Below are 17485 nucleotides of genomic sequence, written 5' to 3'. Positions count from 1 at the left end.
CCACCGGTGGTTAATCGTCATGCATTGAGTCGACATCCCGGAAAGCCCCACGTCAAATTTCGTAGAAATTAAGTGGTGGGAGTATTCATGGTAATACCTTGCAATTATTCATACCCAATATGAAAATAGATTAATCATTGGATTGAAAAGCATACCACCTGTGAAGAGCCCCCTTGGAATAAACCTACCGGCATCACCCGCCCAGGATCAACCGGCAAAAATCCTTATGAGTCAAAGGCCTTAATTTCCAACAAACCCTTTTATTTAGATGAAAAATGGGTAATATGTACATATTGAAAAGTTACTGAATTTAGAATACCATACAGATAAGGAGCAAAACCATGCGACTGATTTCATGGAATGTGAACGGCCTGCGAGCCGCAGTAAAGAAAGGTTTTTATGAGACCTTCAAGGGACCGGAACATTGGCTGGAGGATTGATTACTTTATCGTATCCAAAGCTTTGGAAGATCGATTAGAGGACGGGAAGATTTATCCCGGGATTTACGGCAGTGGCCATTGCCCCGTGGGGCTGGAAATAGATCTTTAGTATTTGGGATAGTATTTCAGAAAACAAATGAGCATTTCAGGGAAAACAATCGTATTTTAAGGGAACTAATTTGGGAAGATATCCGTCTAAAGGGTTATAAAGGGAAAACGGGGGAGATGCTATGAAAAAAAAGTTGTTGATTATCGGGGTCACAGTCTTGATATTGGCGATGGTACCGGTAGCGGCATTAAATCTTTTCGGAGACCGGGGAGAAGAAGGGAACTCCGGGTCTATCGGAGGCAGCGAGCAACATACGGGAGAAAAAAATCCCGAGGAACCGCTGGACCGGGACGAAGAACCGAAGGAACCGGAACTAGAAGATCCCGAGGGCACATCCGATGAAGAGGATCAAGAGGACCGGGAGTCTGAAGAAAACGCCGGGGATCAGGATTCCAACGCTTCAGAAAGCGAAGACTCTCAGGAGTCGAAGGATGAAGAGAAGGATAAGGATTCTGAGAACGGCAACAACGGCGATGGCAACAGCGATGGCAACAGCGATGGCAACAGCGATGGCAACGGCAATGATGAAGAGGAAACCATTGTCTGGGGAGACTTAGGTTTCTCCGATACCATGGATGTTTTTTTACAGGAGATAGAAGAGGATCTCACAAGAAGAGATCTGGCGAAATTATCCGTGCTGTTTTATGAGCAATTATCCGGCCAGGAAGCCACGCCGGCCTGGGAGGAAACCTTTGAAGATACGCAAAGCACCTGGGTGCTGAAGGCCTATAATCTGGGAATCGTTTCTGATGAGGAAGATGGCAAGTTTGATCCGGATCGGGGTATTACCCGTCAAGAAGGAGCCCATACCTTTTATCGAATCCTTAGAGCGTTGGACCGACCGTACCCTGACGGGGATTTAGAGCTGATTGCAGAAGATGTGGAGCGTATCGATAACTATGCCTATGAAGCTGTGGCCTTTATGGATTACTATGAGATCCTTCCCAGAAGAGACGAGAACAAAGTGAATCCTGAAAAACAGATAGTGGAGGGGGAAATTAAAGCCCTTTGGAATAATACCCGGCAATGGGTAGAGAGTTATGACCGGTACAGCGAAGGCCTGGAAGCCCCTACCGGCGTATTTGCCGAGGAACATCAAGGAGAAGCAAAAATCGGCTGGGAGCCTGTGGAAGACGGGGAATACTATCATGTGTATGAAGCGTTGTCGGAAGACGGACCATTCCACGCATTCAGTGATCGAAACGGACGGCCTCTAAAAGTATATTGGGATGAGGATTATTCCCTCAAAGTCACGGGACTTACGGAAGGTCAGACCTATTACTACCGGGTACGTGCCGTGGTGGATGGAATCCGTTCCCCTAAAAGTGAAGTTGTGAAAGTTACGGCAACAAGTTCTGTAAACAAGGACTTTGAAGATTATGAAGCCTATTTGATGAAAGACTATAATCACTTTGAACTTGGGGACCAAATTGTGGAGTTTGAAAACATCGAAATATCCCGAGGATCCGATGAAGAAGAATTAAACCTCCGATATTATGTGGACGGGGAAAACTCTGAAAAGCTTCGAAGGGTGATTCAAGAAGGATACCGGGAGGACCTCCGAACACTGTACGGATATATCATCCGGGAGATGTCGGACTTTTACGAGAAGGACGTTAACGCCTATCTGATTTATGAGGACTCCGGTTTGGAGGAGTTTCCCCAAAAGTACCAGGATAATCGCATCGAAGAGGATCCCATAGGGGAAGGCTCCGATGGCACCTATTTTGTCTGGTTCCCTTATTTAGAGATGATTTGGGATTATGAACATAGAGATTTCAGCCATCGTTGGTTCTATGAAAATGAAGGGGCATAACCCCGAGGAAAATCAAGGAACGTCGGCGGAGAGGGTCGGCGTTCTTTTTTATTGGGAAAGTTAATATCCCCAGGCCCTGGTGGAACACACCGGGAAACTCAGTCGTTGAAGGTTCTCGAGACCGGCTAAGGAGAAAGGTTTAAGAGAATCGGTGGCCGTATTCTGAAAAGGTATGATATACTGATGACATAATTAATACTTATAATGAAACATAATACTAAATAAAATTTTCAGCAATAGTAAGCGGGAGTCGAATCCGGCCTGGGAAAAATAAGTTCAACAGCAGCCGCTAAAAAAGCATGGGAAAGGGAGGGAAGAAATGGGAAAAAAACAAATCTTACTCGTGGAGGATGACCCGAATATATCGGAAATTGTCAGTCTTTATCTGAAAAAGGAAGGCTATGAAGTGGATAAGGAAGCCGACGGAAAAGCGGGCTACGAGGCTTTTTTAAAGAAGGCCTATGATCTGATCGTGTTGGATTTAATGCTTCCCGGGATGGACGGCTATGAAATTTGCCGAAAAGTTCGGGAAAACAGTAATGTACCCGTTGTTATGCTCACCGCCAGGGGAGAGCAGGATGAAAAGATTAAAGGCCTGGATATCGGTGCCGACGACTACATTCCCAAACCCTTTGATGTTCGAGAGCTGATGGCCCGGGTATCGGCGAATTTACGAAGACGGAAGCTGGACCGGGAGGAAAACAAAGGGGGCGGGGAGCAGCGCCTGGCCTATGATACTTTGATTTTTAACAAAGATGCCTTTGAGGTGTCCCTGGACGGAGTGTCCGTGGAGATTCCCCGAAGAGAAGCCCAGCTTTTAAAATATTTGATGGAATACCCCAACCGGGTCTTTTCCCGGACAGAGCTGATCGAAAATATCTGGGGATGGGATTTTGAAGGAGAGGACCGGGTGGTGGACCTCTACATTAAGCGCCTGCGGCAACGGTTAAGCCCTAAGAAAGAAGCTTCCTGGAATATCGCCACGGTTTGGGGTGTCGGCTATAAATTTGAGGTGGACAAGCAGTGAGAAATGTGATGGAAAATGTTATCAAAAAAATTAAAGATCGGTTTTGGACAGAAAACGGATTTCGAAAATCCATCTTTCAAAAAATGATGGTGACTTACTTTTTAATCCTGATTATCAGTCTATTTTTGATCGCTTATATAACCAGTCAGTTTATGCAGCAACAGATCATTGAACAGCGAAGAAGCGTATTGGAACGGGAAGCGTTAAGGGTAAGCCGTATGTATGACCAGTTAGAGGGCGGGGTCATCAGTGTGGAACATTTTATGGAAACGTTGAATGTGATGCAGCAGGCGGAAAATGTGGATGTATCCATTATCTTTGATGATACCTCGGATATTATGGGCATCGGAAACATCGGAAGGCTGCCGATACAGTCCAATCGTCCCACCCCCTCCTTGGAAAATCCCGTCCGACAGTATTTCACCGCCCAGTTTGAGAGCGAGGAAGAGGACGAGTACGTTCAAATGCTTACGGTGGCTGTCCCCCTTCTGGAAGAGGGACAGCGCTTTGGAGAAATTCTTATTTATACTCCCATCGCCAATGTTCAATTATTAACCCAGCAGATTAACCGGATTATTATGCTCACCTTTTCCGGGATTACCATTCCCGTAACCCTGCTGTTATACTTTTTCTCGAAACGCTTTACCCGGCCCTTAGTGGATATGCGGAACGTGGCCCAGAAAATATCCGATGGGGAATACGGTCATCGACTTGACGTAAAAGGGAATGACGAAGTCAGTGATCTGGCGATTTCTCTTAATTCCATGGCCTATAAAATTCGAAACTTAGAAGAGATCCGGAAGGATCTGATAGCCAATGTGTCCCATGAATTGAAAACCCCCATTACCACGGTGCAAAACTTTATCCAGGGGATTCTGGACGGGGTGATTGAAAAAGAGGATGCGGAACAATACCTGGGAGTGGCCCTGGATGAAACCAAACGGCTGGGGAAGCTTACCAATGAGCTCTTGGAACTGTCCAGTTTTGAGAAAAAAGTGTCCCATCTAAACAAAGAATGGGTCAACCTGGAGAAGTTGGTCAAAGAGGTTCTGATGCAGCTGCATTTCGATTTTGAAAGAAAGAACATTCAATTGATTGAAGAACTTCAATCGGAGGTGCACGGTTATGTGGATCGAATCCGTATGAAACAGGTTTTAATCAATGTATTAAATAATGCCATTCGCTTTACGCCCCGGGAAGGGGCCATTCGCCTGGAGCTGAGGGATCGGGGAGACAAATTTTCCATAGAGGTAATTGACAGCGGTCCGGGAATTCGTCCTGAGGAGATTCCCTTCGTCTACGAGCGGTTTTATAAAGGGGATAAAAGTCGGAAGCGGACCACAGGTTTCGGACTGGGCCTTACCATCAGCAAACACATCATGGATGCCCATGGAGGGGACATCAGCATTCTGTCCTTGACCCAGGAGGGAAAGGAAGCCAGAAGAAAGGAAATTCAGGCCCGCTCCCGGGTGGATCGTTACAATTTAGGGGAGTACGAGGGCGAGATGGTGATTCGACCCTATGAAAAAGATAAGGATCTTGAAGATTCCAGAGGTCAAGGCTTCTTGATGGGCGCCCATATTGCAGTGGAGGCTCCAAAGAATTAAGGACTCAAAATCTGCCCCCTTAACAAGGAAGTTATAAGGGAGTTACAAACGGTTGGCAAGGAGAATAGCCGAATAGCCGAATAGACAGATAGGCAAAATACGATACGCAAAATACGATAAGTAAAATACGCAAAAAAATATAAAAAAAGATGAAGCCCTTTCCCTTGAAAGGATTTCATCTTTTTTGCTACATAGTATTTAGTTCGCAGTATCTTTCACAGTATCTTTCACAGTATCTTTCGCAGTATCTATAGCACACATAAAAACTCAGGAGGACTTAATCGTCAAAATCTTCTTCCTCTTCCTCTATCGGGTCTCCGTTGAAAGCCTCATCGGGATCAATATCATTTTCACTTTCACAGCCTACGAATCCTAACAAAGCTAAACTAAGTACGCCTGCAATAATCATTTTCTTAATATTAAGTTTCATTTCGGGATTCCTCCTTTAATTTAATTAATTTGAAATACATGTTAAAGAAAGTCTATCATTAATTTATGTCACTGAAATGTCAAAATTGTAAATTATTTCGGAAATGTAATATTTGGGACATGGAAATATCTCTACAAAAATAAGGTGATATTTCTGCATATCCCTGGGAAATAATTCTTCGAAACAACCTTGCAAAACAAAAAACAACCGGCAAAACAAAAAACAACCGGCAAAACAAAAAACAACCGGCAAAACAAAAAACAACCGCAAAAAATGAAAACCCCCGGAGGGGAGAGCTCCAAGGGTTTACAACTTTTATTTCATTAAGGAGAATGAAAGTAAAGAAAAAGTTACAGTTTGTCCATCTTTAATAAGTTACTGTTCGCTGTGTTTAATCATCTACGCCTTCATCTTCTGCCGGTACTTCTTCTTCCGGCATCTCTTCAGGGTCGATGTCTTCTGCTTCCCCGCATCCAACAAAACCGACTAAGGCTAAACTAAGGATTCCTGCTGCTAATAATTTCTTAAGACTCATACATGAATACCTCCTTTAAATATTTTGCCTTTATCAATAAAAGGGAATAAGTGATGACAGCTATTGAGTCAGTGACTTATTATGGTTCTAATACTAACAGGAAATTATGTCATGGTTATGTCGATTGAAATTTTTTTTAAAATTTATCAAATAGCCGAGAATACTCGTGACTTTAGTCGTGTAGATGAATCGGCTTCGGTTGTGGCATCGCTGTAGCGATGGATAACAACCGTAATATTTTGTTTAATCGAACCATTAAACAGCCTATTTACGATAGTATTCAGCACTTACATATGTTATAATTAAATAGAGGTGATTCCCATGGCTACCATGCATTACGGGCGTGGATACGTCTATTCTATTCAGTACCATTTGGTTTGGTGTGTAAAATATCGTCATGATATTTTACACGGAGAAATTGATGCAGATGTTAAAGCGTTATTACGGAAAATCGCTGTAGATAATGATATTCTAATTATTGAAATGGAATCCGATAAAGATCACATCCATTTACTGATCGACTGTAAGCCACAGCACGTTATTCCCAGTATCGTTAAAGCATTTAAAGGGGTATCCGCCAGATTACTGTTTAAAAAACATCCGGAGCTTAAGCAACGCCTCTGGGGTGGCCACTTATGGAATCCCAGCTACTTTGTAGCGACTGACAGTGAGCATACGGAAGAACAGATCCGTAGTTACATAAAAAGTCAAAAAAAGAAATGAGGGGAAAGTTGTGCTACGCCACAAAGCCTATAAATTTCGAATCTATCCGAATTGGGAGCAGGAGATCTTAATTGCTAAAACCATGGGATGTTCTCGATTTGTCTACAATCATTTTTTACGTTTGTGGAATGAAGCCTATGCTGCAACCGGTAAAGGGTTAACCTATCATGCCTGCTCAGCAATGATTCCTCAAATGAAAAAGAATGAAGGGACCCTTTGGTTAAAGGAAGCGGATAGCATTTCTCTTCAGTCCTCTGCAAAAAATCTTTCCGATGCTTTTTCCCGTTTTTTCAAGAAACAAAATAACCCACCGCAGTTTAAAAGTAAAAAGAACCCGGTTCAAAGCTATACAACAAAAAATTTGAACAACAGTATCAGAATCGTTCATCACTCCATTAAATTACCCAAGTTAGGCCTTGTGAAGTTTCGGAAAAGTCAAGATCCTAAGGGCCGGGTGTTGAATGCAACCATCCGAAAAAATGCCGGCGGTAAATACTTTGTTTCTCTCCTTTGCGAAGAAGAAATTCAGCCGCTACCGAAGACCAATTCCGCGATTGGAGTGGACCTTGGTATTACAGATTTTGCCGTTCTTTCTGACGGGCAAAAGATCGATAACCATAAATTCACGTCTAAAATGGAAAAGAAATTACAACGGGAACAGCGTAAGTTGTCGAGACGTGGACACCTGGCTAAAGAGAAAGGAATCAATATTTTTGAAGCAAAAAATTATCAGAAACAAAAATGCAAGGTTGCCCGGTTGCACGAAAAAGTAATGAATCAACGGAGCGACTTTCTGAATAAGTTGAGTACAGAAATTATCAAAAGCCACGATATAATCTGTATTGAAGACTTACACACGAAAGGGATGCTCCGTAATCATAAACTGGCGAAAAGCATTTCCGACGTATCCTGGTCCGGTTTTGTGAACCGGTTACAGTACAAAGCAGACTGGTATGGTCGGGAAGTCATCAAAGTGGACCCATGGTTCCCATCGAGTCAAATTTGTTCAGCCTGTGGGCACAAGGACGGCAAGAAACCCCTTAATATCCGGGAGTGGACTTGTCCAATTTGTGAGGCCCATCATGATCGGGATATCAATGCCAGTAAAAATATTTTGAAGGAAGGTCTACGAATACAAGCGCAAGCTTAAATAGTATCCAAAACCGTAGGTACTACGGGGATAGCTTGGTAAAGAAGAGAAACCGCTGTAAGTAAAGAAATAGGCTTACAAGTACGCTCTGTTCCCAAGAATCTTATGACTTCAGTAATGAGAGGTTCAAGTTACAATGAGTAAGAAAAGGATGACAGCGGGACGGAGTTTTTGTCATCTAGAGATGACAAAAACTCCGTCCCGCTGTCAGATCCAATATACCATTTAGAAAAGTCGAGGTTGATAAATATGAATGTAATGAGTTTGGAAAACATCACAAAAAGCTATACGGAACGAGTATTGCTGGACGGCGTAAATCTGGGGATTCAGCAAGGGGATAAAATCGGGATCATCGGCGTCAACGGGGCGGGAAAGACCACCCTTCTTAGAATCATTGCTAAAAAAGAGGTTCCCGACAGCGGAGAGGTTATTCAGCGGGGGAATATCCGGACCCATTATCTGCCTCAAAACCCGGAATTCAAGGAAGAACACCGGGTATTAGAGCAGGTGTTTTATGGTGAGGACCGGAAAATACAGCTCCTGTATCGATACCAGCAGGAATTGGATAAGGGGGAGCCTTCCGGGGAAAAAATCATCGAACTCAGCGGGAAAATCGAAGATGAAAATGCCTGGGATTTGGAGAAGGAAGCCAAAGCAATTCTTACCCGACTGGGCATTACAGATTTCAGCCGGCGGGTAGGGGATCTCTCCGGGGGCCAGCGAAAGCGGATCGCCCTTGCCTCCGCCCTGATTCAGCCTTCGGAAATGTTAATTCTGGACGAGCCCACCAATCACTTGGACAATGAGATCATCGATTGGCTGGAGGCCTACTTAAAGGAAAAACAAACCACCTTGGTGATGGTTACCCATGACCGGTACTTTCTGGACCGAATTGCCAACCGTATCCTGGAGGTGGAAGGAGGAAACCTTTACAGTTATGAAGGGAATTATACCCGGTACCTCGAAGAAAAAGCCGTAAGGGAAGAGAAGAATGCCCGGGAACTGGAGAAGAAAAAAAGTCTGTATAAAAGCGAGCTGGAATGGATCCGGGCCGGTGTTCAGGGCCGGGGGACCAAACAAAAGGCGAGAATTCAGCGCTTTGATAAACTGAAAGAGGAAAAAGACGGGGGCGAGGACAGTCAAATGGAAATCTCCGTAGGCTCCACCCGGCTGGGAAAGAAGGTTATTGAAGGGGAGAACATCTCGAAAAGTTTCTGGGAGCCGATGGAAGAAGCTAGGAAAGAGCTGGGAGAGGACGGCGTAGCGACGGATGGAGAAAAGGCGAAGCATGATCCAGTAGGGACGGCCAAAGAAAAAGCTAAGCATGAACCAGTAGGGACGGCCATAGAAAAGGCGAAGCATGACCCAGTAGGGACGGCTGGAGAAGAGCTAGGAGAGGACGACGTAGCGGCGGATGGAGAAGAGATGCAGCACAGCCCCGCAGAAATGACTTCGGAAAGAACTGCAAAAAGAGCTGCAAATAGAACTACAGAAAGAACTGAAGAGAAGAAGCAGGATCAATTAATAGAGACGCCACTGATTAAAGATTTCTCCTACACGGTACTTCCCAAAGACCGCATCGGCATAATCGGAGAAAACGGTAGCGGAAAAACCACCTTGATTAATATTCTCGGCGGCAAAATCACGGATTTTGAAGGAGTTTTGGAGATCGGAGAAACGGTGAACATCGGCTTTTATGCCCAGGAGATGGACCCCCTTCCTGAGGATCTTCGGGTGATTGATTATATCCGCCGGGAACGGGAATATATTTCCACGAAGGAGGGCAAAAAAATTACCGCATCCCAGATGCTGGAACGGTTCTTGTTTCCTCCGGACGCCCAGTGGACCTTGATTCGAAAGTTATCCGGGGGAGAGAAGCGAAGACTGTACTTGCTGAGTATTTTAATGCAGGCACCGAATGTCCTGTTTCTCGATGAGCCCACCAATGATCTGGATATAAAAACCTTAAGTATTTTAGAGGAGTATTTGGAAGAGTTTCCCGGGGCGGTAATCTCCGTATCTCATGATCGTTACTTTTTAGATCGTACCGTGGATAAAATATTCTCCTTTGAGGCTCATAATATCTATGAGCACCCGGGAAACTACTCCGATTACCTGGAGCGAAAAGCCCGGGGAGCCGTGGGAGCGGTCCTGGGAGAGGCCCCGAAAGCCGGTAGACATGCCAAAGAACAACCGGGGACCAAAGAAGGGAAAGCGTTGGCAGAAAAAGGCGTCGCCGGAAATGCCGGCAATGGCATCGCCGGAAAAAGTCATCAACTGAAGTTTTCCTATAAGGAAAAGCGGGAGTTTGAAACCATCGATCAGGATATCTCAGCCATTGAACAGGAACTGGAAGCCATTGAAAGGGATATTGAAAACGCTGCCGAGGACTTTCAAAAGCTGCAGGAGTTATTGGCGATGAAGGCAAAAAAAGAACAGGCTCTGGAAGAAAAGATGGAACGCTGGGTATACTTAAACGAATTAAAGGATACCATTGAAAGACAGGAATAAGCGCTGAAAGATGCCACTGAAAGATGCCACTGAAAGATAACACTGAAAGATGCCACTGAAAGATACCACTGAAGGTGGGGGATAGGAGCTAAAAATATGCAGGGTAGTCGACTGGAAAAAGCAACAAAATCAGCGATATTGGTAATGGTTCTTACAAGTCTTAGCAAAATCATGGGTTTCCTACGGGAAATGCTGATCGGTTTTCGCTTCGGCCTGGGGGGAGAAACTGATGCCTTTTTTATGGCGCTTACTATCAACGGGGTGTTAATCACCATCATCGCCCTGGCCCTGAGGCAAAGCATGATCCCTATCTTTACCGGGATACGAAAACGAGAAGGCGACAGGGAAGAAAACCGTTACCTTAGCCGCTTTAGTCTGCTGATTTTTATAGGTGCTCTGGGAGCCATCGGGGTCTTTTACGTAGCGGCCCCGTTTTTGGTGAGCCTTTTTGCCGGAGGTTTTGAAGAAGAGGTGTTTGATTTTACGGTTCGACTGGTTCGAATTGGGCTACCCAGCATGGTGGCAGTGGTGCTCACCGATGTGTTTAACGCCTATATCCACAGCAAGGAAAGTTTTGCTTTCCCCGCACTGATGGGTATTCCCTTTAACATTCCTTATTTTATCTTTCTGATTTTCATGGGGGACCAGTACGGTCTTACGGGATTGATGATTACCGCAGTGATAGCCAATGTTCTGCAGTGGCTACTGACTATGGGCTTCGGCAGGAAGATCGGCTGGCGCTATGATCCCAAAACCGGGATTTCGGAAGCCTTGAGGGATCAAAACGTAAAAAGAACCTTTCGCTTTGTGGGTCCGGTGATATTAGGAACCATGGTCAGTAAATTCAACGTGGTGGTGGACCGGGCCCTGGCCTCGGGACTGATTTCGGGCAGCGTCTCCGCGCTGAACTATGCAGAAAAAGTGAAAGCCCTGGTGTACGGGGTGTTCATTTTATCCATTGTCACCATCATCTATCCCATCCTGTCCCGGGAAGGGGATTTGAACAATCCGGTTACTTTCAACCGAATGCTGTTAAAAGGTATGAATGTGATGCTGCTCTTGACCATTCCCGTTGCGGCGGGGACTTTGTTGTTGGCGGAGCCTATGATCCGGGTGCTGTTTCAGCGGGGGGAGTTTGATGCCTGGTCCACAGGAATGACCGCCTATGCCCTCAGCTTCTACGCCATCGGATTTGTGGGCATCGGTCTGCGGGAAATGATGATCCGGGGTTTTTACTCTTTGCAGGACACCAAAACCCCGATGGAAAACGGAATATACGTTGTGGCCTTAAATATTGCCTTGAACCTGCTCTTCGTTCCGTTCTTCGGTCACGGGGGCTTAGCCCTGGGAACCAGCATCGCCTCCCTGTTGGGAGCCTATTTGCTGCTGAAAGAGCTGAGAAAGAAGATGGCTTTTCCCGGAGGGAAAAAAATGCTTCTCTGCGCCGGGAAATCCTGCGCCGCCTCCCTGGTCATGGCGGGGGCAATCCTTGGCGTAGCCTGGATTTTCGGCACTGGCTGGTTTACCGAAGCGGGGCTCTATCAGGCCCCGCTGCCGGAACTGCTGATGCTTTTTATGACCATCCTGCTAGGCGCCGCCGTGTACCTTTTGATGTTATTCTTCTTTAACATCGAAGAGGTGGAAATGGTCAAAGGCCTGGTGTTCAAAAAATAGGATGACAGCGGGATGACAGCGGGACGGAGTCTTTGTCATCTTTTTTATAGAGGGCGAAGAATGACAGCGTGACAGCGGACGGAGTTTTTGTCATCTTATTTATAGAGGGCGAAGAATGACAGCGTGACAGCGGACGGAGTTTTTGTCATCTTTTTTATAGAGGGCGAAGAATGACAGCGTGACAGCGGACGGAGTTTTTATCATCTCCATTGATAGAGGGTGAAGAAAAGCAGGTATGGGAAGGGAAGAACGCAATATCCTATAGTGGTTGAAGATCTCGATTTTCCGAGGTCTTTTTTTTCGTTTTTATTTACGGATTTTCGGGTATCAAAGGAAAAAGTTATCAGAAAATAAAAACTTCGGGGACGGTACTTGAATTTTATATCAAAGGGTGTATAATGTGAATTATAGCAATCAAGACAAAGAATATGAAAAAAATGCAATTAAGAAATAGGACAGTTATCGGAAAATACAAAGAAAAACAGGAAGAAATTTCAAAGTGGGATGACAGAAACTCCGTCCCGCTGTCATCTATGAAGGGTGGTGAGAAGATGCCGAGAAAGTCCAGGGAAAAAGATGAATATGGGATTTATTACATTCGCCAGCAAGGTTCCAAGGAGGTGCCCCTTTTTCGGGATGAAAAGGATCGACAGGCCTTCCTGGGAATTCTGGAGGATAAGAAGCAGCGCTTCGGATTTAAAGTGTATGCCTATTGCATTAAGCAGGAGGAGGTATATCACTTGCTGATCGATGCCAACGGCTCGGATATCTCCCAGGTGATGAAAAGCATGAACATTTCCTACGCCCTCTATCGAAAGTCCCGGGAGTCCCTGTTTAAGGACCGATACTACAGCAGGCTACTTTCGGATCATCAGGCGGTGAAAGGGGTTTTCGAAGAGATTCACCAAGAGGGAAAGCATGAAAAACAGGGTTTTAACAGCTACTGTTTTTACAATGAAGAAAAGCTGAAGGCATCGACCTTGGTTGATACCGAGGATTTGAATGTGGTACTCCGGTGTCAGGATACTTTCCAAAAGCAGGAGAACTGCCTAGGCTGTATCGAATCCTATGAAAAGGCTGAAGAAACCCTATACAAAGAGCTTTCGAAATTGAATCTTGAGGAAAAGGAATTTTTAAAGGATAAAAAGCTTCGAAACCAAAAGATTTGGGATTATCGAAAAAAGACCACTCTTTCTTTAAAGGAGCTGGGCCGTCTTTTTGGCGGACTGAGTGAATCCAGCATCTGCAAGGTGCTTAAAAGCCAAGATTCCAACTGTTGAAAGGAACAGATGATAAAAAAGTAAAAATAGGTTGGATTGAACGACGAACTACTAATTTTAAGGAGGCCATAATCTATGGAATTGAATTTGGATATCACCCAGGAACCAAAGGTAAAACTGGAAGAAGAGGTTCTATACGACACACTGATCATCGGCGGAGGACCTGCCGGCCTAAACACCGCCCTTTATGCAAAACGGAAGGGTATGAAGGTAGGAATCATCACCGAGCGATTAGGTGGACAGGTCATGGATACCTCCATGGTGGAAAACTATTTGGGGTATGAGAGTATGACCGGGGAAGGGCTGGTCAATAAATTCATCAGCCATGTGCAAAATTTACAGGTCCCCATACTGAAAGAAGTTCGGGTGGAAAAATTATCAAAAGAGGGCGAACTGCACAAGGTTCATTTGAACAACGGCGAAGTATATCAAAGCCGGACCCTGGTCCTTGCCACCGGTTCGAAACCGAGAAAGCTGGGAATCCCCGGAGAGCAGGAGTTTTCCGGAAAAGGGGTGGCCTACTGTGCCATCTGCGACGGTCCCTTCTTTGAAGGTCTGGACGTGGTCATCGCCGGAGGCGGAAATACCGCTGTAGAATCCGCCCTTGATCTTGCGAAGATCGCCACAAAGGTGGATTTGGTTCACCGAAGCCAATTCAGAGCCGATCAGGTGTTGGTGGATCAGTTAAAGAACTACGACAACATCCATATTCATTTAGATACCCAAATGGAAGAGATTCTGGGAGAAGCTATGGTCACAGGCATCAAAGTGCTGGATAAGAATACGGGAGAGCAACGAATCATGAATACCAACGGGATTTTCGTGGAAATCGGATATCTTCCCAACAGCGATGCCTTTCAAGACTACGTAGAAGTGAATGATCGTAAGGAAATCATCGTCGACGGATACGGCAGAACCAACGTAAAAGGAGTATTTGCCGCCGGGGATATTACAACGATTCCCTATAAGCAGATCATTACCTCTGCAGGAGATGGAGCAAAAGTCGCGTTAGCCGTAAACGATTATTTAAACACTCATGCAAAAATCGAAGCGCCCCAGCAGGTGGTGGCGAAGTAAGTCTGCCGCCGGGAGCGAAGTACCAGTGCCCTAACAAGGGTCCGTAGCAGGAACGGTAGCGGCAACCTTAGCAGAAAGACAGGCATCAGGAACGGTAGCGGCATCTGCAGCAGAAAGGCCCGCAGCAGGAACTGCACCCGGCATCCGCAGCAGGGAGGCGAACAGCGGGAACGCTACCAGGCACCCTTAACGAAGCGCCGCAACAAAGCCCCCAACCAAGGAACAGTCAACAATAAGAAAGAACAAAGTCAACAATAAGAAAGAACAAAGTCAACAATAAGAAAGAACAAATAATAAATATAAAAAAGGAGCGATTTACCATGGCACTATTAAATGATGAAATGCGCGAACAACTGTCAGGATTTTTCGAAGGTATGAAGGAGGACGTAACCATCGGACTCTTCACCCACAAAGAGTCCTGCGAAACCTGCGAGGAAACGGAAAGTTTCATGCAGGAAATGGAGACCTTATCGGAAAAAATTCATTTGGAAGCCTATGATCTGGATACCCATCAAGACAAGGCGAAGGAATACGACATAACCCTGACTCCCAGCATTGTACTGTTGGATGGGGAGAAAAAACATCGTGGGATAAAATTCAACGGAATTCCCGCAGGACATGAAGTAAACTCTTTTATTAAGGGTATTATGGAAGTATCGGGAGCCTTAGACAGTCTGCCGGAATCCTTGCAAGCGCGGCTGGACAAAATCACAAAACCGGTAAATATCAAGGTGTTTGTAACCCTAAGCTGCCCCCATTGCCCGGGAGCCGTGGAAAAAGCCCATAAACTGGCGCTAGAAAATCCCCATATTGATGCAGAAATGATTGAAGCCCAAACCTTTGGGGAGGTTTCCAATAAATTTAATGTCTCCAGTGTGCCGAAGGTGGTCATCAATGATGAGTTTGAATTCGTGGGAAATCAGCCCTTAGATACCTTCCTGGATGAGATTGAAAAAACCCAGTAAAAATTAAAATACTTCCCAATTCATGGGAATAAGAGATCGAAGACTTTAAGGTTTTCGGTCTTTTTTTTTGTTGAAACCCTCTTATGTGGGGTATATTATGAAGAGGGACGGAAGAAGAAAAGATGACAAAAACTCCGTCCCGCTGTCATCTCGTCCCGCTGTCATCTTGTGCAAAGGAGAGGATAAAATGATATATGAACAGGAAAGAAAACAGGTTGTCGAATATGGAAGAAAACTCATTACCTCAGGGCTGACAAAGGGTACCGGAGGCAATATCAGCATATATATTCCAAAGGAAGAAATGATGATTATCACCCCAAGCGGAATGGATTATTTTTCCTTGCAACCGGAGGATATTCTGGTGATGGATCTTCGGGGAAATGTGGTGGAAGGGGAGCATAAGCCTTCCAGTGAATACGGTATGCATCGAACCTTTTATCAAAGACGGACGGATATCCGGGCGGTGGTGCATGTACACTCGGTATACGCCACCACCCTGGCCACCTTAGGCTGGGAGATCCCCGCCATGCATTATCTGGTTGCCGTAGGGGGAGGCAGTAATATTCCCGTTGCCCCCTACGCCACCTTCGGCACCGAAGAGTTGGCGGAAAAGGCCTATGAAAGTATGAAGGAGCGCTTTGCGGTACTGCTTTCCAACCATGGACTGCTAACCGGAGGCAATACCCTGGACAGTGCCTTTTCCAAGGCGGAGGAAATTGAATTTTGCGCCGAAGTATATTACCGCACCAAAACCCTAGGGGAGCCCAGAATGCTCTCCGATGAAGAGATGGAAAAGATGGTTTGGCGTTTCGGCAGCTATGGTCAGGGAGGGGAGGAAAAGTTATGATTCGAAAAGACTGGGACTTAGCTTTTTTGTTGCAGTATGAAAATGTGGCCTGGTATGAAAAGGGACAGGTAAAAATTTTAGACCGGAGAGTCTATCCCCGAGTGGTTCGCTACGAGGTTTGCAAAACCCATCAGGAGGTGGCAAAGGCCATCGCCGATATGGTCACCCAAAGTGCGGGGCCCTTTACCGCCGCCGGTATGGGCATGGCCCTGGCGGCGAAGGAAGTGGAACACGAGCCCATGGAAAAACAGCTGGAACAACTGGAAAAGGCCGGGGAAACTCTGGCCAACGCCCGGCCTACCACGGCCAATCGAATGCGTCTGGTGGTAAGAGGCTGCATTGAGGCGGCGGAGGAGGGTTTTCGCTGGGGCGGGGCCCCGGATGAGATGATTTTCAATCATACCTTGGAGTCCTTAAACCGAAGGTACAGCAAAATGGAAGAAGTGGCGGAGCATTTAGTGGATCTCTTTCCCGAAGATGGGAAAATCATGACCCAATGCTTCGGAGAAACCATCGTGGGAATGATGCTTCGCATAGCCAAGAGGCGAGGGCTGAATCTGGAGTTTTACTGTCCGGAAACCAGGCCCTACCTGCAAGGGGCGAGACTTACCGCCAGTGTGATTCAGGATCAGGGATATCCCGTTACGGTAATCAGCGATAATATGGCGGGGGTTACCATGAAGGAAAAAAAGATCGATGTGTTTACTTCAGCGGCGGACTCTATTGTGCTCGACGGTCATGTGGTAAACAAGGTGGGAACCATGCAGATGGCCCTTGTGGCAAAGCATTTCGGGATCCCCTATTACGTCACGGGCATTCCCGATCAGGGGAAGACCTCCACTGAGGATCTGGTCATTGAGCAGCGAAATCCCAAAGAGGTTCTGGAATTTCAAAGGGTGAAAACCACCTTGGAGGGGGTTAAGGGCTATTACCCGGCTTTTGATATCACTCCTCCGGCCTATGTTTCCGCTGTAGTAACCGATCGGGGTATCTACACCCCCTATAATATCAGGGATTATTTTAAGCAGGGAGAAGCGGGATATTATTAAGGGATGCAACGGCATCCCTGCAGACGGACCAATAGTCTGTTATGTGGATCAATAGTCTCTTATGTGGATCAATAGTCTCTTATGTGGATCAATAGTCTCTTATGTGGATCAATAGTCTGTTATGTGAATCAATAGTCTCTTATGTGAATCAATAATCTTTTATGTGATCGATAGTCGGTACAACCTGGATAATTAGGTTCCGGAAGAAAATAAACCATTACAACAAGACAAAAAACAATGATAAC

At 45.6% G+C, this 17485-nt stretch carries 15 protein-coding genes; 13 read left to right on the top strand and 2 right to left on the bottom strand.

Annotated features, from left to right (window positions below):
* The first annotated feature begins 399 nt into the window (after positions 1-399).
* From ISALK_RS07710 to ISALK_RS15350, 4 genes are all read left to right on the top strand, one after another.
* A complete protein-coding gene (locus tag ISALK_RS07710) occupies positions 400-549 on the top strand; it encodes a type I restriction endonuclease subunit S (RefSeq protein ID WP_160720890.1) in 150 nt (49 codons plus the stop codon).
* A 121-nt stretch (positions 550-670) separates the two neighbouring features.
* Positions 671-2365, top strand: a complete 1695-nt coding sequence (locus tag ISALK_RS07705; RefSeq protein WP_160720888.1) for an S-layer homology domain-containing protein — start codon at positions 671-673, stop codon at positions 2363-2365.
* Between the two features lie 319 nt (positions 2366-2684).
* Positions 2685-3392: a response regulator transcription factor gene (locus ISALK_RS07700; protein ID WP_160720886.1), complete on the top strand. Its 708-nt coding sequence runs from the start codon at positions 2685-2687 to the stop codon at positions 3390-3392.
* Positions 3389-4999, top strand: coding sequence for a sensor histidine kinase (locus tag ISALK_RS15350; protein WP_160720883.1), 1611 nt, complete (start codon positions 3389-3391; stop codon positions 4997-4999). The genes ISALK_RS07700 and ISALK_RS15350 overlap by 4 nt, the downstream gene beginning before the upstream one ends.
* 277 nt (positions 5000-5276) lie before the next feature.
* Here the strand turns inward: ISALK_RS15350 and ISALK_RS07690 are convergent, their stop codons facing one another.
* Both ISALK_RS07690 and ISALK_RS07685 read right to left on the bottom strand, forming a co-directional pair.
* Entirely contained in the window at positions 5277-5429 is a 153-nt protein-coding gene (locus tag ISALK_RS07690; protein ID WP_160720880.1) for a hypothetical protein, read from the bottom strand.
* 391 nt (positions 5430-5820) lie between these two features.
* Complete coding sequence (locus tag ISALK_RS07685; RefSeq protein ID WP_160720878.1) at positions 5821-5964, bottom strand: hypothetical protein; 144 nt, start codon at positions 5962-5964, stop codon at positions 5821-5823.
* A gap of 321 nt (positions 5965-6285) precedes the next feature.
* On the opposite strand from ISALK_RS07685, the gene tnpA reads away from it, so the two are divergent.
* The 9 genes from tnpA to ISALK_RS07640 all read left to right on the top strand — a co-directional run bounded on the left by tnpA (position 6286) and on the right by ISALK_RS07640 (position 17240).
* Positions 6286-6687, top strand: coding sequence for an IS200/IS605 family transposase (gene tnpA, locus ISALK_RS07680; RefSeq protein WP_160720874.1), 402 nt, complete (start codon positions 6286-6288; stop codon positions 6685-6687).
* Positions 6688-6697: 10 nt separating this feature from the next.
* Positions 6698-7837, top strand: coding sequence for an IS200/IS605 family element RNA-guided endonuclease TnpB (gene tnpB, locus ISALK_RS07675; RefSeq protein ID WP_160720870.1), 1140 nt, complete (start codon positions 6698-6700; stop codon positions 7835-7837).
* A 249-nt stretch (positions 7838-8086) separates the two neighbouring features.
* Positions 8087-10348: an ABC-F family ATP-binding cassette domain-containing protein gene (locus ISALK_RS07670; protein ID WP_160720868.1), complete on the top strand. Its 2262-nt coding sequence runs from the start codon at positions 8087-8089 to the stop codon at positions 10346-10348.
* Between the two features lie 96 nt (positions 10349-10444).
* A complete protein-coding gene (gene murJ / locus ISALK_RS07665) occupies positions 10445-12022 on the top strand; it encodes a murein biosynthesis integral membrane protein MurJ (protein ID WP_160720866.1) in 1578 nt (525 codons plus the stop codon).
* Positions 12023-12450: 428 nt separating this feature from the next.
* Positions 12451-13302 carry a transposase gene (locus tag ISALK_RS07660; protein ID WP_160720864.1) on the top strand — a complete coding sequence of 284 codons (852 nt, stop codon included), beginning with the start codon at positions 12451-12453 and terminating at the stop codon, positions 13300-13302.
* 75 nt (positions 13303-13377) lie between these two features.
* Entirely contained in the window at positions 13378-14379 is a 1002-nt protein-coding gene (locus ISALK_RS07655; protein ID WP_160720862.1) for an NAD(P)/FAD-dependent oxidoreductase, read from the top strand.
* A 320-nt stretch (positions 14380-14699) separates the two neighbouring features.
* Positions 14700-15344, top strand: a complete 645-nt coding sequence (gene pdo / locus ISALK_RS07650) for a protein disulfide oxidoreductase (protein ID WP_160720860.1) — start codon at positions 14700-14702, stop codon at positions 15342-15344.
* 187 nt (positions 15345-15531) lie between these two features.
* Complete coding sequence (locus ISALK_RS07645) at positions 15532-16191, top strand: L-fuculose-phosphate aldolase (RefSeq protein ID WP_160720858.1); 660 nt, start codon at positions 15532-15534, stop codon at positions 16189-16191.
* The gene (locus ISALK_RS07640) at positions 16188-17240 is read left to right on the top strand and encodes an S-methyl-5-thioribose-1-phosphate isomerase (RefSeq protein WP_160720856.1); all 1053 of its coding nucleotides are present in this window, start codon (positions 16188-16190) and stop codon (positions 17238-17240) included. Before ISALK_RS07645 ends, ISALK_RS07640 begins: the two co-directional genes overlap by 4 nt.
* Positions 17241-17485 lie beyond the last annotated feature (245 nt).

Origin of the sequence: Isachenkonia alkalipeptolytica, from assembly GCF_009910325.1 — a bacterium.
GTDB lineage: Bacteria > Bacillota > Clostridia > Peptostreptococcales > T1SED10-28 > Isachenkonia > Isachenkonia alkalipeptolytica.
This window is presented reverse-complemented; position numbering and strand designations above follow the sequence as displayed.

What these genes read in the sequence shown, in the direction of transcription:
- ISALK_RS07645 (WP_160720858.1), top strand. Translation starts at nt 15,532, where the DNA reads ATGATATATGAACAGGAAAGAAAACAGGTTGTCGAATATGGAAGAAAA.
- pdo (WP_160720860.1), top strand. Translation starts at nt 14,700, where the DNA reads ATGGCACTATTAAATGATGAAATGCGCGAACAACTGTCAGGATTTTTC.
- ISALK_RS07705 (WP_160720888.1), top strand. Translation starts at nt 671, where the DNA reads ATGAAAAAAAAGTTGTTGATTATCGGGGTCACAGTCTTGATATTGGCG.
- ISALK_RS07660 (WP_160720864.1), top strand. Translation starts at nt 12,451, where the DNA reads ATGAAAAAAATGCAATTAAGAAATAGGACAGTTATCGGAAAATACAAA.
- ISALK_RS07700 (WP_160720886.1), top strand. Translation starts at nt 2,685, where the DNA reads ATGGGAAAAAAACAAATCTTACTCGTGGAGGATGACCCGAATATATCG.
- tnpA (WP_160720874.1), top strand. Translation starts at nt 6,286, where the DNA reads ATGGCTACCATGCATTACGGGCGTGGATACGTCTATTCTATTCAGTAC.
- murJ (WP_160720866.1), top strand. Translation starts at nt 10,445, where the DNA reads ATGCAGGGTAGTCGACTGGAAAAAGCAACAAAATCAGCGATATTGGTA.
- ISALK_RS07690 (WP_160720880.1), bottom strand. Translation starts at nt 5,429, where the DNA reads ATGAAACTTAATATTAAGAAAATGATTATTGCAGGCGTACTTAGTTTA.
- ISALK_RS07670 (WP_160720868.1), top strand. Translation starts at nt 8,087, where the DNA reads ATGAATGTAATGAGTTTGGAAAACATCACAAAAAGCTATACGGAACGA.
- ISALK_RS07710 (WP_160720890.1), top strand. Translation starts at nt 400, where the DNA reads ATGAGACCTTCAAGGGACCGGAACATTGGCTGGAGGATTGATTACTTT.
- ISALK_RS07655 (WP_160720862.1), top strand. Translation starts at nt 13,378, where the DNA reads ATGGAATTGAATTTGGATATCACCCAGGAACCAAAGGTAAAACTGGAA.
- ISALK_RS07685 (WP_160720878.1), bottom strand. Translation starts at nt 5,964, where the DNA reads ATGAGTCTTAAGAAATTATTAGCAGCAGGAATCCTTAGTTTAGCCTTA.
- ISALK_RS07640 (WP_160720856.1), top strand. Translation starts at nt 16,188, where the DNA reads ATGATTCGAAAAGACTGGGACTTAGCTTTTTTGTTGCAGTATGAAAAT.